Source organism: Actinomadura scrupuli (assembly GCF_050971785.1).
Taxonomy (GTDB): domain Bacteria; phylum Actinomycetota; class Actinomycetes; order Streptosporangiales; family Streptosporangiaceae; genus Actinomadura_E; species Actinomadura_E scrupuli.
The window spans coordinates 833867-852163 of the sequence record NZ_JBPCCU010000003.1; the positions used below are offsets into that span (position 1 = coordinate 833867).

15 protein-coding genes are annotated in these 18297 nt (G+C 72.8%); 3 read left to right on the forward strand and 12 right to left on the reverse strand.

What is annotated here, in order from left to right:
• Nucleotides 1-151 precede the first annotated feature (151 nt).
• The 3 genes from ACRYCC_RS18160 (at nt 152) to mshC (ending at nt 5857) form a co-directional block, all read left to right on the forward strand.
• Nucleotides 152-2593: a M4 family metallopeptidase gene (locus ACRYCC_RS18160; protein WP_433813523.1), complete on the forward strand. Its 2442-nt coding sequence runs from the start codon at nt 152-154 to the stop codon at nt 2591-2593.
• Nucleotides 2594-2665: 72 nt separating this feature from the next.
• Nucleotides 2666-4492, forward strand: coding sequence for a M1 family metallopeptidase (locus ACRYCC_RS18165; protein ID WP_433813525.1), 1827 nt, complete (start codon nt 2666-2668; stop codon nt 4490-4492).
• A gap of 123 nt (nt 4493-4615) precedes the next feature.
• Nucleotides 4616-5857, forward strand: coding sequence for a cysteine--1-D-myo-inosityl 2-amino-2-deoxy-alpha-D-glucopyranoside ligase (gene mshC, locus ACRYCC_RS18170; protein ID WP_433813526.1), 1242 nt, complete (start codon nt 4616-4618; stop codon nt 5855-5857).
• 38 nt (nt 5858-5895) lie between these two features.
• Here the strand turns inward: mshC and ACRYCC_RS18175 are convergent, their stop codons facing one another.
• The 12 genes from ACRYCC_RS18175 to ACRYCC_RS18230 form a co-directional block, all read right to left on the reverse strand.
• Nucleotides 5896-6726: a GNAT family N-acetyltransferase gene (locus ACRYCC_RS18175; RefSeq protein WP_433813527.1), complete on the reverse strand. Its 831-nt coding sequence runs from the start codon at nt 6724-6726 to the stop codon at nt 5896-5898.
• A gap of 58 nt (nt 6727-6784) precedes the next feature.
• Entirely contained in the window at nt 6785-7600 is an 816-nt protein-coding gene (locus ACRYCC_RS18180; protein ID WP_433813528.1) for an oxygenase MpaB family protein, read from the reverse strand.
• 107 nt (nt 7601-7707) lie between these two features.
• Nucleotides 7708-8652 carry an ABC transporter permease gene (locus ACRYCC_RS18185; RefSeq protein ID WP_433813530.1) on the reverse strand — a complete coding sequence of 315 codons (945 nt, stop codon included), beginning with the start codon at nt 8650-8652 and terminating at the stop codon, nt 7708-7710.
• A gap of 2 nt (nt 8653-8654) precedes the next feature.
• The gene (locus ACRYCC_RS18190) at nt 8655-9635 is read right to left on the reverse strand and encodes an ABC transporter permease (RefSeq protein ID WP_433813531.1); all 981 of its coding nucleotides are present in this window, start codon (nt 9633-9635) and stop codon (nt 8655-8657) included.
• Nucleotides 9632-10711: an ABC transporter ATP-binding protein gene (locus ACRYCC_RS18195; RefSeq protein ID WP_433813533.1), complete on the reverse strand. Its 1080-nt coding sequence runs from the start codon at nt 10709-10711 to the stop codon at nt 9632-9634. The genes ACRYCC_RS18190 and ACRYCC_RS18195 overlap by 4 nt, the downstream gene beginning before the upstream one ends.
• Nucleotides 10698-11801 (reverse strand): ABC transporter ATP-binding protein, encoded by a 1104-nt coding sequence (locus ACRYCC_RS18200; protein ID WP_433813535.1) that lies wholly within the window; start codon nt 11799-11801, stop codon nt 10698-10700. Before ACRYCC_RS18200 ends, ACRYCC_RS18195 begins: the two co-directional genes overlap by 14 nt.
• Before the next feature lie 43 nt (nt 11802-11844).
• The gene (locus ACRYCC_RS18205; RefSeq protein WP_433813536.1) at nt 11845-13611 is read right to left on the reverse strand and encodes an ABC transporter substrate-binding protein; all 1767 of its coding nucleotides are present in this window, start codon (nt 13609-13611) and stop codon (nt 11845-11847) included.
• A gap of 256 nt (nt 13612-13867) precedes the next feature.
• A complete protein-coding gene (locus ACRYCC_RS18210; RefSeq protein ID WP_433813538.1) occupies nt 13868-14410 on the reverse strand; it encodes a TrmH family RNA methyltransferase in 543 nt (180 codons plus the stop codon).
• A gap of 124 nt (nt 14411-14534) precedes the next feature.
• Nucleotides 14535-16046: an AMP-binding protein gene (locus tag ACRYCC_RS18215; protein WP_433813540.1), complete on the reverse strand. Its 1512-nt coding sequence runs from the start codon at nt 16044-16046 to the stop codon at nt 14535-14537.
• 93 nt (nt 16047-16139) lie between these two features.
• Nucleotides 16140-16895, reverse strand: coding sequence for an NRDE family protein (locus ACRYCC_RS18220; RefSeq protein WP_433813542.1), 756 nt, complete (start codon nt 16893-16895; stop codon nt 16140-16142).
• 44 nt (nt 16896-16939) lie between these two features.
• Nucleotides 16940-17731, reverse strand: a complete 792-nt coding sequence (locus ACRYCC_RS18225; RefSeq protein ID WP_433813543.1) for an SCO1664 family protein — start codon at nt 17729-17731, stop codon at nt 16940-16942.
• Between the two features lie 19 nt (nt 17732-17750).
• The gene (locus ACRYCC_RS18230; protein WP_433813544.1) at nt 17751-18293 is read right to left on the reverse strand and encodes a DUF3090 domain-containing protein; all 543 of its coding nucleotides are present in this window, start codon (nt 18291-18293) and stop codon (nt 17751-17753) included.
• Nucleotides 18294-18297 lie beyond the last annotated feature (4 nt).

Sequence of the window (18297 nt, forward strand, 5' to 3'; positions counted from 1 at the left end):
CTGCGGAGACTCCCTTCTGTCTGGGAAGCGGCAATCGCCCCGCTTTGCCACAGGAGAGGGGGACCTCCGCGCGCCGCTCTCGTCCTCGTGCGTTCCCGCCCGCCCGCCCCGTGCGGGCCTCCCCGCCCTCGAGGCGAAAGGAAATGCCTCCGTGAACCGACGACGAATCGCGATGGTGCCGGTCCTGGCACTGCTCTGCGCGGCCGGCGGCGCCGTGGCCGGCTCCCCGGCCGGAGCGGCACCGCCCGCCGCGCCCGCCCGGCAGCCCGCCGGGCCCGCCGCCTTCACCTCCGGCTCCTTCACCACCGACCCGCCGCCCGCCGCCCGCAAGCGCGCGATCGCGAACGCGGAGAAGGCCATCTCCGGGCATCCCCGGCAGGCGCGCACCGCGACCGGCCACACGTTCGCCGCCCGGTCCGTGGTCGTCGACCGTGACGGCACCGCCGACGTCCGGTTCGACCGCAGGTACAAGGGCCTGCCGGTGTACGGCGGCGATCTCGTCGTGCACCTGCGGGCCGACGGGTCGTACGCCTCGCTCGACCCGGCCACCCCGGCCGTGGGCGCGGTCTCCACCACCCCGTCCGTGCCCGCCTCCCGGGCGGCGGCGGTGTCGCGGAGCAGGCTGCGCGGCACGGTCACCTCGGTCTCCGCCCCGCGCCTCGCGGTGCGGGCGGCGGGCCGCTCGGCCGCGCTGGTCTGGGAGACCGTCGTCGGCGGCGTCCGCGCGGACCAGACGCCGAGCCGGCTGCACGTCCTCGTCGACGCCCGCAAGGGCCAGGTCGTGGGCGTCCGGGACGAGGTCTCCTCCTTCCTGCCCGCCGGCCGGACGAACGCCGCGCCCCCGGCGGCCACGGCCCTCACCGCCGGCACCGGCAACTCCCTCTACAGCGGGACGGTGCCGATCGACCTCACCGTCTCCGGCGGCACCTGGTCGATGCGGGACCCCTCGCACGGCAACAACACCGCCACCAATCTCAACCACGCCACCAGCGGCACCGGCACGATCTTCAGCAACACCACCGGCACCTTCGGGAACGGCACCAACAGCGACCCGGCGTCGGCGGGCGTGGACGCCTACTACGGGGCGGCCAGGACGTTCGACTACTTCAAGAACGTGCACGGCCGCAACGGCATCTTCGGCAACGGCGCCGGGGTGCCCTCGCGCACCCACTACGGCAACGCCTACGTCAACGCCTTCTGGGACGGCAGCCAGATGACCTACGGCGACGGCTCGGGCAACGCCCGGCCGCTCACCGAGCTCGACGTCGCCGGGCACGAGATGAGCCACGGCGTCAGCGGGGAACTGGTCGGCTGGGGCGAGAACGGCGAGACCGGCGGCATGAACGAGGGCACCAGCGACATCTTCGGCACGATGGTGGAGTTCTACGCCGGCAACGCCAATGACACGCCCGACTACACGATGGGCGAGCTGATCAACATCAACGGCAACAACACGCCGCTGCGGTACATGTACAACCCCTCGCTCGACGGCAGGTCCCCCAACTGCTGGACCAGCGGCAACGGCGGCCTGGACCCGCACTACTCGATGGGCCCGCTCAACCACTGGTTCTTCCTGACCGCCGTCGGCAGCGGCGACCACGGCTACGGCAACAGCCCGACGTGCAACGGCTCCACGGTCACCGGCATCGGCAACGACAAGGCCGCGAAGATCTGGTTCAAGGCCCTGGCGTCCTACGCCAACAGCAACGAGAACTACGCCGCGGCGCGCACCGACTCGCTCAAGGCGGCGGCCGACCTGTACGGCACCCACTGCACCGAGTACAACACCGTCAACGCGGCCTGGGCGGCGGTCAGCGTGACCGGCTCCGACCCGGTCCCCGGCACCTGTCCCGGGCAGCCGGGCAGCCCGGCGGTGACCTCCCCGGGCAACCAGACCGGCACGGTCGGCACCGCCACGAGCCTGCAGATCAACGCCACCGACCCGGGCGGCCAGACGCTCACCTACAGCGCCACCGGGCTGCCCGCCGGGCTGTCGATCAACGCCTCCACCGGCCTGATCTCCGGCACGCCCACCACGGCCGGCACCTCCACGGTGACGGTCACCGCCAGGAACACCTCCAACCTCACCGGCGCGGCCACGTTCACCTGGACGATCAACCCGGTCGGCGGCGGGTGCCCCTCCCCCGGCGACAAGGTCGTCAACGGCGGGTTCGAGAGCGGCACCGCCCCCTGGACGACGACCTCCGGGGTGGTCTCGGCCAACGGCAGCGGTGAGACCGCCCGCACCGGGACCCACTTCGCCTGGCTGGACGGCTACGGGACCACCCACACCGACACCGCGTCCCAGTCGGTGACGATCCCCTCGGGCTGCCGGGGCACGCTCACCTACTGGCTGCACATCGACACCTCCGAGACCACGAGCACCATCGCCTACGACAAGCTCACCGTGAAGGCCGGCGGCACCACTCTCGCGACGTACTCCAACCTCAACTCCGCGTCCGGGTACGCGCAGAAGAGCTTCGACGTCTCCTCGTTCGCGGGGCAGACCGTGACGCTCACCTTCAGCGGCGTCGAGGACTCCGGGCTGCAGACCAGCTTCGTCATCGACGACGTGGCACTGACCACGTCCTGACCGGCCGTCCCTCCCGGCCCCGGGCGCGGCACCCCGCCGCCGCGCCCGGGGCCCTTCCTCCCGAGAGGAATCATGAGAAGACTCATCGCGATCATCGCGGCCGCCGCGGCCGCCGCGGCGAGCCTGGCCGCCGCCCCCGCCGCCGCCTCGCACGCCGCCGCCGCCTGCACCCCCGCCCAGGTGGTCGGCAACGGCGGGTTCGAGACCGGCACCACGCCCTGGACCGCCTCCACCGGCGTCATCTTCACCGGCGGCGGGCAGACCGCCCACTCCGGCGGCCGCTTCGCCCGCCTGGACGGCACCGGCGGCACCCACACCGACACGCTCACGCAGACGGTGACGCTGCCCGCCGGGTGCTCCGCCGCCTCGCTCACCTTCTGGCTGCACGTCGGCACCGCCGAGACCACGACCGGCATCGCCTACGACACGCTCACCGCGAAGATCGGCGGCACCACGCTCGCCACCTACTCCAACCTCGACAGGAACACCGGGTACGCCCAGAAGACGATCGACGTCTCGGCGTTCGCCGGCCAGACCGTGACGCTGGCCTTCACCGGCACCGAGGACTCCAGCCTGCAGACCTCCTTCGTGCTCGACGACGTGGCCCTGGACGTCTCCGGCGGGGCCCCGGCCGCCGACCCGGTCCGGACGCCCGCGACGCCCTCGTACACGGTGAACCTCAGCAGCGACGCCACCGGCGCGACCTGGACCGGGCACGAGAGCGTCACCTTCACCAACGCCTCGGCCACCCCGCTGCCGGAGGTCTACCTGCGGCTGTGGGACAACTACCACGGCACCTGCCCGTCTAACACTCCGATCACGGTCTCCCAGGTGACCGGCGGCACCGCGGGGGCCCTCACCGTGGGCTGCACCGCACTGAAGATCACCCTGCCGGCGCCGCTCAGCCAGGGGCACAGCGCGACGATCGGCTTCGACCTGAGCGTGGCCGTGCCGAGCGGCGCCGACCGCTTCGGCCGGGACGGCGCGTACAGCTTCATCGGCAACGCGCTGCCCCTCCTGGCGATCCGCGACGCCGCGGGATGGCACCTGGACCCGTACACCAACAACGGGGAGTCGTTCTACTCGCTGGCGAGCGACTTCACGGTGACGCTGGACCACCCGGCCTCCCTGAGCGTCCCCGCCACCGGCACGTCCACCGACACCCCGGGCACCGCCGGCCGCACCGTCACCACGGCGACCGCCGCCAAGGTCAGGGACTTCGCCTGGGCGGCCGGGCCGTTCCAGAAGATCACCGGCACCTCGGCCTCCGGGGTCAGGGTCGGCGTCTACCGGGTCAGCGCCATCAGCGCCTCCTCCGCCCAGTCCATGCTGTCCACCGCCACCGGCGCGCTCGACGCGCACGCCCAGCGGTTCGGCGCCTACCCCTACGCCGAGGCCGACGTGGTGCTGGACAACAACTTCTGGTTCGGCGGCATGGAGTACCCGGGCTTCGTGCTCGACCTGGTCAGCTCCACCGCCCTCGCGCACGAGTTCGCCCACCAGTGGTGGTACGGCATCGTGGGCGACGACGAGTACACCAGCCCCTGGCTGGACGAGTCGTTCGCCGACTACGCGACCGACCTCTACTTCGGCAGGACCGGCTCCGGATGCTGGAACAGCGTCTCCTGGGCCTCCTCCGCCGAGAACATCACCAATTCGATGGCGTACTGGGACGCGCACTCCTCCCGGTACTCCACCGTCGTCTACGGCTACGGCAAATGCGCGCTGCACGACCTGCGGCGGCTGATCGGCGACTCCGCCATGACCACGCTGCTGCGCGCCTACGCCCAGGGCCACTGGTACGGCGTGTCGACGACCGCGGAGTTCAAGGCCGCCGCGCAGGCGGCCACGCCGACCGACCTCACGGCGTTCTGGACCCAGCACCGCATCGCCGGATGACCTGCGCCAGGGTCCCGGGCCGGGCCGCCCCGGGACCCTGGCCCGCGGCGATCCGCGGCCCCCGGACGCCAAAGGGCGATCTGCCCGCGAGGACACATATGGAGCACGGATAGGCTTCTCCGCATGCGATCGTGGCCCGCACCCGAGGTGCCCCCCCTGGCGGACAGCGGACTGCCCGGAACGGGCTTGCAACTACACGTGTACGACACCGGCACGGCCTCGGTACGACCGACCGTGCCCGGTGCCACCGCGCGGATGTACGTCTGCGGCATCACCCCCTACGACGCCACCCATATCGGGCACGCCGCGACCTATCTCGCCTTCGACCTGGTCAACCGGGTCTGGCGGGACGCCGGGCACCGCGTCCACTACGTCCAGAACGTCACCGACGTCGACGACCCCCTGCTGGTGCGGGCCGAGGAGACCGGGCAGGACTGGCGGGAGCTGGCCGAGCGGGAGATCGGGCTGTTCCGCGACGACATGACCGCGCTGCGCATCCTGCCGCCCGACCACTACGTCGGCGCCGTCGAGTCGATCCCCTTGATCGTCGAGTTCATCGAGCGGCTGCGGGCCAAGGGGGCCGCCTACGAGGTGGACGGCGACGTCTACTTCCCGATCAGCTCCGACCCCGGCTTCGGCCAGGTCAGCGGGCTGACCGTGGCGCAGATGGCGCCGCTGTTCGCCGAGCGCGGCGGCGACCCGGAGCGGCGCGGCAAGAAGGACCCGCTCGACCCGATGCTCTGGCAGGCCGAGCGGCCCGGCGAGCCCGCCTGGGACTCGCCGATGGGCCGCGGCCGCCCCGGCTGGCACATCGAGTGCTGCGCCATCTCCCTCGAGCACCTGGGCATGGCCTTCGACATCGAGGGCGGCGGATCAGACCTGGCCTTCCCGCACCACGAGATGGGCGCCTCGCACGCCCAGGTGGGCACCGGCGAGCGTCCGCACGCCCAGGCCTACGTGCACGCGGGCATGGTCGCCCTGGACGGCGAGAAGATGTCGAAGTCCAAGGGCAACCTGGTGTTCGTGTCCCGGTTGCGCGGCGCGGGCACAGACCCGATGGCGATCCGGCTGGCGCTGCTGGCCCACCACTACCGCTCGGACTGGGAATGGACCGCTCCCGAGCTGGCCACCGCCGAGGCCCGGCTGGGCCGCTGGCGCGAGGCGGCGCACCTGTCCGCCGGGCCTCCCGCCGCGCCGCTGCTCGACGAGGTCCGGCACCGGCTGGCCGACGACCTGGACGCCCCCGGGGCGCTGGCCGCGGTGGACCGGTGGGCCGGTCGGGCGCTGGCCGGTGCGGGCGACGACGCCCTGGCCCCGGGCCAGGTCCGCGCCCTGGCGGACGCCCTGCTGGGCGTGGCCCTCTGAGCCAGGGGCCCGGCCGCCGCGCCCGCGGGAGCGGCGGGTCAGGCCAGCGCCGGGGACAGCACCTGCCGGGGATCGACGAGCCCGTCCCGGGTGGACATGTGGTGGTCGTGCTCCCCGATCCGCCAGCCGGCCGCCAGCAGGCCGCGCAGCGCGGGATGCGGGCCGGGCAGGCAGGCCTGTAGGCGCGCGGAGCCGAGGCCGGTGAGGGCGGCCGCCGTGGCCTGCGCCGCGTCGGCTCCGGCGGCGACCGCGAGGTGCAGCAGCGCCCCCGAGCCCGGGGTGACCTCCCCGGCACCGGCCGCGACGGGCTCGCCGTCCCGCTCCACGACCAGCGCGGCGGCGCCCGGCATCGTCGCCCAGAACGCGTGGTCGGGGTCCCGGTCGGCGCCGGTCAGCGCGCGCTCGGTGCCCGCGGCCCGGCCGGCGGGCACCGTACGGGCGCGCAGCCCCGGCGGCCCGGGGGCCGGGGGCGGTCCCTCCAGGTAGAGCAGCGGCCAGCGCGGCACCAGGCCGTACCGCACGTAGAGCGGCATCGCCCGGGGGTCGCGTGAGCTGAAGGTGAAGATCTCCGCGAGGCCGTCCAGGGCCCGGTCGAGCAGGGTGCGCCCGACGCCCGCGCCCTGGCGGGCCGGGTCGATGAACAGGTCGCACAGCATGGTGGCGGCGCCGACCGGGCGGGTGGCGCAGTAGCCGGCCACCGCGCCGTCCAGCTCCGCGACCAGGAACGCGCCGTGCCGCCTCAGGTGCCCGACGTATCCGGCACCGGCGGCCGAGGACGGGCCCCGCTCGCCGTTGGCGGCCGCGATGCCGGCCACCTGCGGGAGGTCGCGGTCCTCCACCGGCCGCACGCGCGGCCTCCGATCGGGCATGGCAGCCGGTCCCCCTCCGTGCGGGGACGTCCCCCGCCTCACCCCACCAGTGTGGCGGTCAGCGGTGGGCGGCCGCGCGGCGGGCCACGCGGCGGCGGGACAGGCGCAGGGCCAGGTGCTGGGGCGAGCGCCGCAGCCGCCCGGGCACCAGCAGGTAGCAGAACGCGCCGGTGCGCAGCAGGTAGCGGAGCGTGCGCTCGCGGGCCGGGCTCCACTCCAGCCCGAACTGCGCGCGCAGCGGCTCGGGCAGCAGCCCGGTGGTGATCAGCCGGTTGAGCGACACGGCGGGCCACAGGTACCACAGCCCGCGGCCCGCGAGCACGGCGCCGGCCACGTCGCGGCCGGCGTCGGACACCTCCAGCGTGGCGATCATGCGGTCCATGTAGGCGCGGAAGGAGGCCAGGTCCGCGGGCTGCGTGCCGGGCGGGCAGCCGAGCACGTCGGCCACCCGCGCGGCCTGGCGGACGTACTCCTCGGCGAGGTCTCCGCTCGGCCGGCGCAGGATCTCCTCGTAGACGTAGAGGGCGGCGTCGATGAGGGTGGCGTTGACCCAGACCTGGAGCTCGGGGTCGTTGCCGGAGTAGCCGGGACCGGTGATCCCCTCGTGCACGCGGCGGATGACGGCGCCGAGCCGGTCGGCCTCCTCGTCGGTGCCCAGCGTCACGATGGTGAGGAAGTCCAGGGTGCCGAACAGCCGGGGCAGCGGCCGCTCGCGGAAGTCGCTGTGGTCGGCGACGCCCTGGGCGACCTTGGGGTGGGCGACCTGGAGCATCAGCGCCCGGCCGGCGCCGAGCAGGAGGGCCGGCTCGGTGCCGACGAGCCGGAGCACCGATCGGTCCCGGGGCGCCGTGCCGGTGGTCTCGGTGGTCTCCATCTGGGTCTCCTCGGGGGGAACCGCGCCCTCGGCGGTAAGCCGATACTTGCGCAGTCCGGACCGCACGGCAAGACCTATTGGCGATGCGCCAATAAGAGCCCGCCGGGTCAGCTCAGCCGCACCCGGGGATCCAGGAACGAGTACCCCAGGTCGACCAGCAGGTTGGCGAGGATGACGAAGAAGGAGACCAGCAGCGTGACGCCCACGATGACCGGGGTGTCCCCGACCGAGATGGACTGGTAGACCAGCTGGCCGATGCCCTGCAGCCCGAAGACCTTCTCGGTGACGATCGTGGAGCCGATCAGGACGCCGATGTCGATGCCGAACTGGGTGATCACCGGGGTGAGCGCCGACCGCAGCCCGTGCCGGTAGACCACCCGCCGCTCGGAGAGTCCCTTGGCGCGCGCGGTCCGGATGTAGTCCTCCCCCAGCACGTCCAGCATCGAGCCCCGGGTCAGCCGGGTGTAGGCGGCGACCATGAGGTACGCCAGCCCGAACCAGGGCAGGATCATCCGCTGCAGGAAGTGCTCCTGCAGCGGCGGCCCGGCCTCGAAGAACCGCACGCCCAGCTTGCCCAGCGCGGTGGAGAAGACGAACAGCAGCACCAGCGCCATGACGAACGGCGGGGTGGACAGCCCGACCAGCACGAAGGCGGTGGAGACCCGGTCGAGCCAGCTCCTGACCCGGGTGGCGCTGAGCACCCCGGTGGCGACGCCCCCCACGAACCAGATGATCCCGGCCCCCGCCACCAGCCAGAGCGTGGTGGGCAGCCGGTCGCCGATCAGCTCGGTGACCGGCGTCTGGTTGATGTAGGAGTAGCCGAGGTCGCCGCGCACGAGCCGGGCCAGGAAGTCCCAGTACTGCACCGGCACGGGCTGGTCGAGCCCGAGGTTGTGCCGGATCTGCTGGAGGGTCTCGGTGGTCGCCCGCGGCCCGCCGATGACGCGCTCGACCGGCACCGGGGAGATCTGGAGCAGCGCGAAGACCGCCGTGGAGACCAGCCACAGCACCAGCACCGCGTAGAGCACCCGGCGGACGACGAAGCGCAGCATCGCTATCTCCCCCCGGGGAGCCGGTCGCCGCGGGGGTCGAGGGCGTCGCGGATGCCGTCGCCGAGCAGGTTGAACGACAGCGTGGTGAGCAGCAGCAGCACCCCGGGCACGGCGAGCAGCCACCACGCGGTCTCGAACACGTCACTGCCCTCCCCGAGCATGCTGCCCCAGCTCGGCATCGGCGCCCTGACCCCGACGCCGAGGAACGACAGGGTCGCCTCGAACACGATCGCGGTGGGGATCAGCAGCGAGGCCAGGACGGTGATCTGCGCGATGAGGTTGGGCAGCAGGTCGACGAACATGATCCGCAGCCTGCCCGCGCCCAGCGAGCGCGCCGCCTCGACGAACTCCTTCTCCTTGATGGAGATGACCTGGCCGCGCAGGATGCGGCCGGTGGCGGCGAACGAGAAGAACGCGATCACCAGGATGGTCATCGACAGGCTCGCCACGACCGAGGTCACCTGGAAGGTGGTGGCCAGCACGATCGCGACCAGGAGGTAGGGCAGCGCCAGGGTGATGTCCATGAACCGCGCCAGGATCGTGTCGGTCGCCCCGCCGGCGAACCCGGACAGCACGCCGAAGACCACGCCGAAGAAGGTGGCCAGCAGCGAGGCGGAGATCCCCACGACCAGCGAGATGCGGGCCCCGTACGCGGCGCGCACCAGCACGTCCCGGCCGAGCTGGTCGGCGCCCAGCCAGAACTGCCCGCCGGGTCCCCGCGGCAGCCCGTCGACGTCGAGGCCGGTCCGGGGATAGGTGGCGTCGTAGGCGTGCCCGGTCCAGGTGGCCAGCAGCGGCGCGGCCAGCGCGAACGCCGCGATCAGGGCCAGCACCACGATCGAGGCCACGGCCAGCCGGTCGCGCCGGAACCGCGCCCAGGCGAGCTGAACGGGCGACTTTCCCCGCACCCGCGCCGGCTCGGTGCCCGTACTGCCGGGATCGGGCGGGACGCTCTCGGCGTCGAGGTCGGTGAAGACGGTCATGGCTCGGCCTCCGGGAGTGCCGGTTCGGTGGATTCCTGCTCGATGGCGGCGTGCTCCCGGGCCAGCTCCTCCCCGGGCTCGACCGGGAAGTGGCACGCGGTGAGATGGTCCGGCGGGTCGTCCTCGCGGCTGACCAGCCATGGCTCCTCCCGGACGCACACCGGCTGGGCCTTGGGGCAGCGCGGATGGAACCGGCAGCCCGTTGGCGGGTCGATCGGGGAGGGCACGTCGCCGGTGAGCACGATGCGCTGCCGCTCCTCGGCCAGATCCGGATCGGCCACCGACGCCGCCGACAGCAGCGCGTTGGTGTACGGATGGCGGGGCCGGCCGTAGAGCTCCTCCGCGGCGGCCTGCTCGGCGAGCCTGCCGAGGTACATCACCGCGACCCGGTCGCTCACGTGCCGGACGATCGACAGGTCGTGGGCGATGAACACGTAGGTGAGCCCGAGCTCCTTCTGCAGGTCGGCGAGCAGGTTGATGACCTGCGCCTGGATCGACACGTCCAGCGCGGACACCGGCTCGTCGCAGACGATCAGCTTCGGGCGCAGCGCCAGCGCCCGGGCCACCCCGATGCGCTGCCGCTGCCCGCCGGAGAACTCGGCGGGGAACCGGTTGTAGTGCTCGGGGTTGAGCCCCACCAGCTCCATCAGGCCCTGCACCCTGCGCTTGCGGTCCGCGCCGTCCGCGATGCCGTGGATCGCGAACGGGTCCCCGATGATCGAGCCGACCCGGCGCCGCGGGTTCAGCGAGCCGTACGGATCCTGGAAGATCATCTGGGCGTCCCGGCGGAACGCCTTCATCCCGGCCTTGGACAACCGGGTGATGTCGGCGTCCTCGAACAGGATCCGGCCCGCGCTCACCTGGTGCAGGCCGGTGATGCAGCGGGCCAGCGTGGACTTGCCGCAGCCGCTCTCGCCCACCACGCCCAGCGTCTCGCCCCGGCGCACCAGCAGGTCCACCCCGTCGACCGCGTGGACCCGGGCGACCTCCTTCTTGAACACGATCCCCTGCCGGATCGGGAAGTGCTTGTAGACGCCCTCGACCCGCACGAGCACGTCGGGCTCAGGACCGCTCATCGGGACCCTCCCCGTCCTCGCCGCCGGGCCGCGGGGAGGTGGGGCCGCCCGTCCGGCCCTCGGCCACCGCCCGCCCCCGGATGAGCTCCGCCGCCGCGCCCATCCCGAGCGCGGCGGGCGGCAGCCAGCACGCCGACCGGTGGGATCCGCTCCCCGCCGCACCCGGCTCCCCGACCGGCAGCAGCGGGGGCTCGTCCACCCGGCAGCGGTCCATGACGTACTCGCAGCGCGGATGGAAGGTGCAGCCCGACGGCAGGTTGATCAGGCTGGGCGGCTGCCCGGCGATGGGCTTGAGCCGGTCCCGCGCCCCGGACGAGCCGGGCACCGACTCCAGCAGCCCCTTGGTGTAGGGATGGTGCGGCAGGTAGTACAGCGTCCGCCGGGGGGCGTACTCGACCGGCTTGCCGGCGTACATCACCAGCACGTCGTCGGCGAGATCGGCGATCACCCCGAGATCGTGCGTGATCATGATCAGCGCGGTGTGGAACTCGCGCTGCAGCCGGCGCATGAGATCGAGGATCTGGGCCTGCACGGTCGCGTCCAGGGCCGTGGTCGGCTCGTCCGCGATGATCAGCTTCGGGTTCAGCGCGAGCGCCATCGCGATCATGGCGCGCTGCCGCATGCCCCCCGAGAACTGGTGGGGGTAGTCGTCGGCGCGCCGCTCCGGCTGCGGGATCCCCACCAGCCCCAGCATCTCCACCGCGCGGGCGCGCGCCTGCCGGGCGGACATGCCGGGCTCGTGGGTGCGGATCAGCTCCACGATCTGCCAGCCCACCTTGTAGAGCGGGTGCAGGCTCGACAGCGGATCCTGGAAGATCATCGAGATCTGGGAGCCGCGCAGCGCGCGCATCTCCCGGTCGTCCATGGTGAGCAGGTCCCGGCCCTCGAACAGGGCGGTGCCGCTGATCCGGGCACCCGGCGTCAGGCGCATCAGCGTCTGGGTGCTGACGCTCTTGCCGGACCCCGACTCCCCCACGATGCCGAGGGTCCCGCCCCGGTCGACGCTGAAGGACATGCCCCGTACCGCCTGCACGACGCCGTCCGGGGTCCGGAAGGAGACCTTCAGATCGGTCACCTCGAGCAGGCTCATGGGCTCGCCTTCACCTCCCGGCACGAGGGACCCGCGGCGCGGCTCACGAGAGCTCGACCTGGTTGAGGTCGTAGGCCTGTGAGGTGGGCAGGTACAGGGCGTTCTTCACCCGGGACGAGTGGAAGATCGGGTACCTCTGGTTCTGCAGGGGCACGATCGCGGCGTCCTGCATGATGAGCCGGTCGGCCCGGGCCCAGATCCTCGCCGCCTCGCCGAGGCTCTTGGCCTCCAGCGCCTGGTCGATGAGCGCGTTGACGGCGGGGTTGTTGTAGCCGCCGTAGTCGGTGGAGTTCGGGCCGTAGGTCCGGCCGTCGAACAGCGGCACGATGTTGGTGCGGCCGTTGTTGCCGTACCAGTCCGGTATCCAGCCCGGCGCGGCGATGTCCCACTTGCCCTGCTTGGCATCGGCCGGGTTCACCAGTGTCTTGCCGTAGAAGTTGCCGTTGGTGTCGGGCGTGAGGGTGGCGGTGATGCCGCAGGCCCGGAGGTTGGCCTGGACCGACTGCGCCACCTTCGGGTGGTTGCTGTTGGTCCGGTACGGGAACTGGAGCGTCAGCCCGCGGGGGTAGCCGGCCGCGGACAGCAGCTGCCGGCACCTGGCCGGATCCCCGGAGTCGGCGGGCGTCGGGTAGAGGTTGAACCGCTGGTGGCCGACGCTGCCCGGCGGGATGACCTGGTTGAGCACGGTGCTGACCCGGGGGCCGCCGTAGATCTGGACCAGCGCGGCCTTGTCGATGGCGTACTGGATCGCCCGCCGGACGGCGACCTTGCCCAGCGCCCCGCCGTTGTTCGGGCTGAGGGTGTTGAAGTCCAGGTAGGGGTTGTTGGTGGACCCGTCCTGGATCCTGAAGTTCGGATTGGACCTCAGGCCGGGGATCCGGGAGGTCGGCACGGGCTGGTCCCAGGACAGGTCGGCGGTGCCCACCTCCATCTGCTGCTGGACCACGTCGGGCGAGTCCTGGCCCATGGTGACCTGGATCCGCCCGGGGTTCTGCGCCCGCAGCGGGTCGGTGTCCTGCCGCCAGGTGGGGTTCCTGGCGAGCACGTAGCTCTTGTTGGGCGTGTAGGCGGTGATCTGGTACGGCCCGTCGGAGATCGTGTGCGTCCGGTAGGCGGGGCTGTCGGGCAGGTAGGCGTCGTACTCCACCGGCGCGGCGGCGGAGAACTGCATGCCCATGATGTTGGTGAAGTCGCTGGCCGGCCGCTTGAGCCGGACCACCAGGGTCTTGTCGTCCCTGGCGCGCAGCCCGGAGATCTGGTGGCCGTTCTGGTAGCCGGCGACGGCGGCGGCGTCCTTGGCGTCCACCTTCCCGAAGCCCGCGCAGAAGGTGTCCATCCCCTCGATGGTGGCGGTGTAGTAGCCGATGCCGCCCGAGGGCTGGGCGGGATTGCACAGCCGCTTGATCCCGCGGATGAAGTCGGCCGCCGTCACCTCGCGCGGCACCGGGGTGTTCCACCTGACGCCGGTGCGGAGCTTGATCGTGTAGGTCCTGCCGTCCGCGCTGATCCCGCCGTTGGCGGTGGTCGGCAGCTCGGTGGCGACGTCGGCCCGGATCCGGGTGGCGGCCGTGAAGTCGTCGGCGGCGCCCTTGACGTTGAACAGGGTGCGCGCGTACTGCCGGGTCAGCAGCACGCTGACCAGCGTGTAACCGCTGGCGGTGTCGAGGTGATCGACGTCGGAGGAGCCGACCACCTTGAGCGTCCCGCCCTCGACGCCCCCGCCACCGCCGCCACCGCCGCACGCGGCGGCGCCCAGGGTGAGCGCGCCGAGCACGGCGGCGGCCCGCAGCCCCCAGGTGTTGCGTTTCATCTATGCTCCCCCTCCGGCCCGCCGTGCCGTCGTCTGTCCGAAGCGGGCTCATCCGGTGTTCAGGGGGCCTGGAGCCGTGCGAGCACACTGAGCGACCAAACTATCACCATGCGTGATACGCCGAGCGGTACACCATGCCGTCCGGCATGGGCATGCACACCCGCCCCCCGAGCGCTCGGCCGCGCTTCAGACTTTGTCCCCTTTGTCGTTATATGCGCTCGACCTGGGGAAATTACCCATCAACAGGTAAAGGGGCTCACAGCAGCCCCGCCAGTTTGTACAGGACCAGCGAACCGGCGACCGCCACGTTGAGACTCTGGCCGGTGCCCACCATGGGGATCTCGACCGCCAAGTCCAGCAGGTCGAGGGCCTCGGCCGGGATCCCGGACTGCTCGTGGCCGAGGACGGCGATCGTCGGGCTCCGCGCCGCCGGCAGGTCCGCCAGCCGCACGGCCTCCTCGGCGAGCTCCACGCCCACGATGCGGCTGCCGGCGGCCCGCCGGCCGGCCAGCCAGGCCCGCGGCTCCCCCCGCACCCAGTGCACGCAGGACGGCCGGCGCAGGGTGTTGCCGCGGTCGACGGCCTCGCGCACCCACGGCCAGGCGGGCACCGCGAGGCAGGCGCCCACCGCGTCGCAGGTGCGCAGCAGCGTCCCCAGGTTGGCGTTGTGCAGCGGCCACAGCGGAGCCGCGATCAGGTGGTCCCCGCAGGAGTGGGGACGGCGGCGGCGGTCACGGCGCAGTTCCCGGCGCGGCCGGACGCGGATGGCGGGGGCGGCGGGGCGCCCGGCGGCGCTCACCGCCCGGGGGCGGTCAGGCCCCCTTCACGGAACAGGGTCATCACAGGGCGCACTTGGCGGCGTACGCGGGCCATCGACGGGGACACCGGCGACCAGCATACGGGTCCGGGACCGCCCGCGGCGATCAGGCCTGGTCCTGCCAGTACGGGGCGCGCAGCTCGCGCTTGTTGAGCTTGCCCATGGCCGTGCGCGGCAGCCCGGCCAGGAACTCGACGCTGCGCGGGCACTTGTAGTGGCTGAGCCGTTCCCGGCAGAAGGCGATCAGTTCCTCCTCCGTGAGCGAGGGGTCCCGGCTGACCACCAGCGCCTTGAGCTCCTCGACCATCTCCGGGTGCGGGACCCCGACGCAGGCGGCGTCGATCACCGCCGGGTGCTCGAAGAGCACCTTCTCCGCCTCGGCCGGATACAGGTTCACCCCGCCGGAGACGACCATGTCGGAGAACCGGTCGGTGATGTAGACGTAGCCCTCGTCGTCGACGTAGCCGATCTCGCCGAGGGTGAAGACCCCCGGCTCCAGGTGCGCGGAGCGGGTCTTGACCGGGTCGTCGTGGTAGAGCACGCCGCGCCCGGTGGCGTCCCGGAAGTACAGCCGGCCCTCGGTCCCGGGCGGCACCGGCTCCCCCGCCGCGTCGACCACCAGGGCCTCGAACGGCGGGATGGCCCGGCCGACCGAGCCCGGCCGCCGCAGCCACTCATGGGAGTCGATGACGGTGACGGTGCCGGCCTCGCTGCCGCCGTACGCCTCGACCAGAACCGGCCCCCACCACTCGATCATGCGCCGTTTGACGTCGATCGGGCAGGCCGAGCCGGTGTGCACGATCAGCGCCATGCTGGACAGGTCGTACTTCGCCCTGACCTCCTCCGGCAGCTCGAGCAGGCGGATGAAGTGGGTCGGCACCATCACCGAGACCTGGATCTTCCAGCGCTCGACGGCGGCGAGGACCTCCTCGGGCTCGAAGCGGCCGAGCACGGCGAGAGCGCATCCGGCGGCGAAGGCGCGCACCCCGAACAGGGGACCGGTGTGGTACAGCGGGCCGACCGCCAGATGCGGGCCGAACATCGTCAGCGGCTGCCCCTTGAGCGCCTCGACGTGCTCGGCGACGGTGGCGCCGCCCGCGAACATGTTGGGCGCCAGTGGGGTGCCCTTCGGCACCCCCGTGGTGCCGGAGGTGTAGAGCAGGTTGGGCAGCGGTGTCAGGTCGGCGGGCGGCTCGGTGGCCGGGGCGGCGGCGAGGAACTCCTCCCAGCCGCCGTCACCGCGCCAGCCGATGACCCGGTCGATTCCCGCCAGGGCGGCGGCCTCGGCGGCGCGGCCGGCGTTCTCCGGCCCGGTGAAGACGACGGTGGCGCGCGAGTTCTCCAGGATGTACGCCGCCTCGTCGGCGGTCAGGTGGAAGTTGACCGGCACCACCGAGGCGCCCGCGAACAGCCCGGCGACGTGGGCGAGCACGGTCTCCACGGAGTTCTCCGCGAACACCGCCACCCGCCGCTCCGGTCCCAGGTCCAGCGCCAGCAGCCCGTTGACCGCCCGGTTGAGCAGGTCGTCCGCCCGGGCCCAGGTCAGTTCGGCCCGCTGGTCGCACAGGGCGAGCCCGTCCGGGTCGTCGGCGGCGTGCTGAGCGGTGGCGAGCGCCATGGACGGGCCTCCTCGGCGGCGGTGCGCGATCCCTTGTCCGTCGCACCGTAGCAGGACCGAATCCCATTCGGTCGCATTGCGGACATTCCGCGATCAGGCCGGCAGAACGGTGCGCCAGCCCCGCGGATCGCCGGGCGTGGCGGTGAAGTCGTAGCGCAGCCCGTCCCGGGCCAGCGCCACCAGGCTGATCGAGCCGGTGCCCCAGATCCGCCCGTCGCCGAAGTCCCGGGAGATCACGAGCGCCCGGGGATCACCGACGTCCAGGCCGGCGCCGTCGACCAGCGGCAGCCACCGATCCCACGCCTCCGCCGTCGGGCCGCGGCCCGGCTCGGGGCGTGGGGCCGCGGCCAGCAGCGGCCGGAAGTAGGCGATGCGGGCCGCCATCTCCGCCGCCCCGGGGCCCGCGGCCGGGTCGCCCCGCCCTTCGAGCCCGCTGTTGACCACGAGGTGCAGACCCGGCTCCAGGGACCGCTCAGTGAGCTCGTCCCCGTCCCAGCTCCACATGCGCACTGCGTCCGGATCCGCGCCCAGCAGGTGGAACGGGTCGTACCGCTTGGTCTCCAGGTCGCCGAGACCGCCGTCGCCGGCCAGGCGGAGCGGCAGCTCGCCGCGGGAGGCTCGGATGCCCTCCGGGGCGAGCCGGCCGTGCCCGTTGAGGATGCACGCGGCGCGCGGGACGGCCGGGTCGACGGCCAGCCAGGTGCCGCCCGCGAGCAGGTCGCGTCCGCCGACCAGCGCGGGCCGGTCGGCCCAGTGCCGGCCGGGAGGCTCCCAGGGACGCGAGGCGAACTCGTCGCGCACGCCGACGAGCAGCACCGGGAACCGCGAACCTGGCTCGAAACTCACCACAGCCGTGCACATGGCGGTATTTCAGCACCCAGGGCGGTGAATCGTTACACCGGGGGCCACGGAACGGCCGGCCAGTCCTCGGGCGGGTAGGGGTGGATGCGGTGCTTGAGCATCAGCTCGACCCGGCGCCGGGTGGCGTCCACCTCGGCCTCGGTCAGCAGGGCCGCCAGCCGCCGGCGGAACGCCGGGGTGTCCATCTCGCCGAGCAGGCGGCGCAGCGCCTGGACCGAGTCCTCCTGCAGGCGCTTGCCGCGCCACTGCCACAGCACGGTGCGCAGCTTGTACTCCACCGAGAAGCTGACCCCGTGGTCGCAGCCGTAGACGTGCCCCGGCTCGCCCGCCTCGCCCGGCGGCAGCAGGTGGCCGATCTTGCGGTCGGCGTTGTTGATCACCGCGTCGAAGACCGCCATCCGGCGGATGGCGGGGTCGTCGCTGCGGGACAGGGCGACCAGGTCGACGTCCTCGTCGGGTTCCACCCACAGCTGCACCATGCCCGGGCCGTACGGCCCGTCCCGGTGCACGGTGGGGGGCACGATCCGCCAGCCCATCGCCTCGGAGACCGCGTAGGCGGCCACCTCGCGGCCGGCCAGGGTGCCGTCGGGGAAGTCCCACAGCGGGCGTTCGCCCGCCACCGGCTTGTAGACGCAGGTGCCGGCCAGGCCCTCCCACTCGATCGAGCAGTAGAGCGTGGCGTTGGACGCGGCGACCAGCCGCCCCTCGATGTTGATCCGCCCGTTTCGCAGCAGCAGCTCGGCGGTCTCGGCGTCGGCGGGGTCGACCGAGCCGTCCCCTCTCCGGCCGGCGGAGGGCGAACGATCCCGGGAGGGCTGGCTCATGCGCTCATTATCCCTGGGATCATCCAAGGTGACCGTTCTGCCGGGGACAGACATGCCCCTCGGCGTCCAGGGGCAGGCTGCAGAGCGGGCAGGGCGGGCGGCCCGCCGCGACGACCTTGAGCGCCCGGTCGGCGAACGCGCGGGCCTGGGCGGCGGTGATCCGGACGCGGAGCACCGCGATCGCGGGATCCTCGTCCCCGACCTCGACGTCGTCCTCCTCGCTGACCTCCTGCGCCTCGATCACGATGCGCTCGTCCTCGGGATCCCAAGCGAGCGCCATCGTGCCGACCCGGAACTCCTCCTCGACCGGCTGTTCGAGCGGTCCGCCGTCTTGCAGGTCGACGGGGGCGAGGGCGGGCACGGACGCGTCGCCGCTGCGGCGCAACACTTCGTCCAGCAGCTCCTCGAGCCGCTCGGCCAGCAACGTGACCTGGAACTTCTCCAGGCCCACGCTGGTGATCCGGCGGCCCGCACGGGCCTGCAGGAAGAACGCGCGCTCGCCCGGCTGCCCAACGGCGCCGACGACGAACCTGTCCGGCATGTCATAGGAGATGACCGGCATAGAG

Bases quoted from the DNA above. Each gene is read 5' to 3' on its own strand.
- ACRYCC_RS18185 (WP_433813530.1), bottom strand. From the start codon at position 8,652: ATGCTGCGCTTCGTCGTCCGCCGGGTGCTCTACGCGGTGCTGGTGCTG.
- ACRYCC_RS18230 (WP_433813544.1), bottom strand. From the start codon at position 18,293: ATGCCGGTCATCTCCTATGACATGCCGGACAGGTTCGTCGTCGGCGCC.
- ACRYCC_RS18200 (WP_433813535.1), bottom strand. From the start codon at position 11,801: ATGAGCCTGCTCGAGGTGACCGATCTGAAGGTCTCCTTCCGGACCCCG.
- ACRYCC_RS18190 (WP_433813531.1), bottom strand. From the start codon at position 9,635: ATGACCGTCTTCACCGACCTCGACGCCGAGAGCGTCCCGCCCGATCCC.
- ACRYCC_RS18195 (WP_433813533.1), bottom strand. From the start codon at position 10,711: ATGAGCGGTCCTGAGCCCGACGTGCTCGTGCGGGTCGAGGGCGTCTAC.
- ACRYCC_RS18165 (WP_433813525.1), top strand. From the start codon at position 2,666: ATGAGAAGACTCATCGCGATCATCGCGGCCGCCGCGGCCGCCGCGGCG.
- ACRYCC_RS18205 (WP_433813536.1), bottom strand. From the start codon at position 13,611: ATGAAACGCAACACCTGGGGGCTGCGGGCCGCCGCCGTGCTCGGCGCG.
- ACRYCC_RS18175 (WP_433813527.1), bottom strand. From the start codon at position 6,726: ATGCCCGATCGGAGGCCGCGCGTGCGGCCGGTGGAGGACCGCGACCTC.
- ACRYCC_RS18215 (WP_433813540.1), bottom strand. From the start codon at position 16,046: ATGGCGCTCGCCACCGCTCAGCACGCCGCCGACGACCCGGACGGGCTC.
- ACRYCC_RS18225 (WP_433813543.1), bottom strand. From the start codon at position 17,731: ATGAGCCAGCCCTCCCGGGATCGTTCGCCCTCCGCCGGCCGGAGAGGG.
- ACRYCC_RS18180 (WP_433813528.1), bottom strand. From the start codon at position 7,600: ATGGAGACCACCGAGACCACCGGCACGGCGCCCCGGGACCGATCGGTG.
- mshC (WP_433813526.1), top strand. From the start codon at position 4,616: ATGCGATCGTGGCCCGCACCCGAGGTGCCCCCCCTGGCGGACAGCGGA.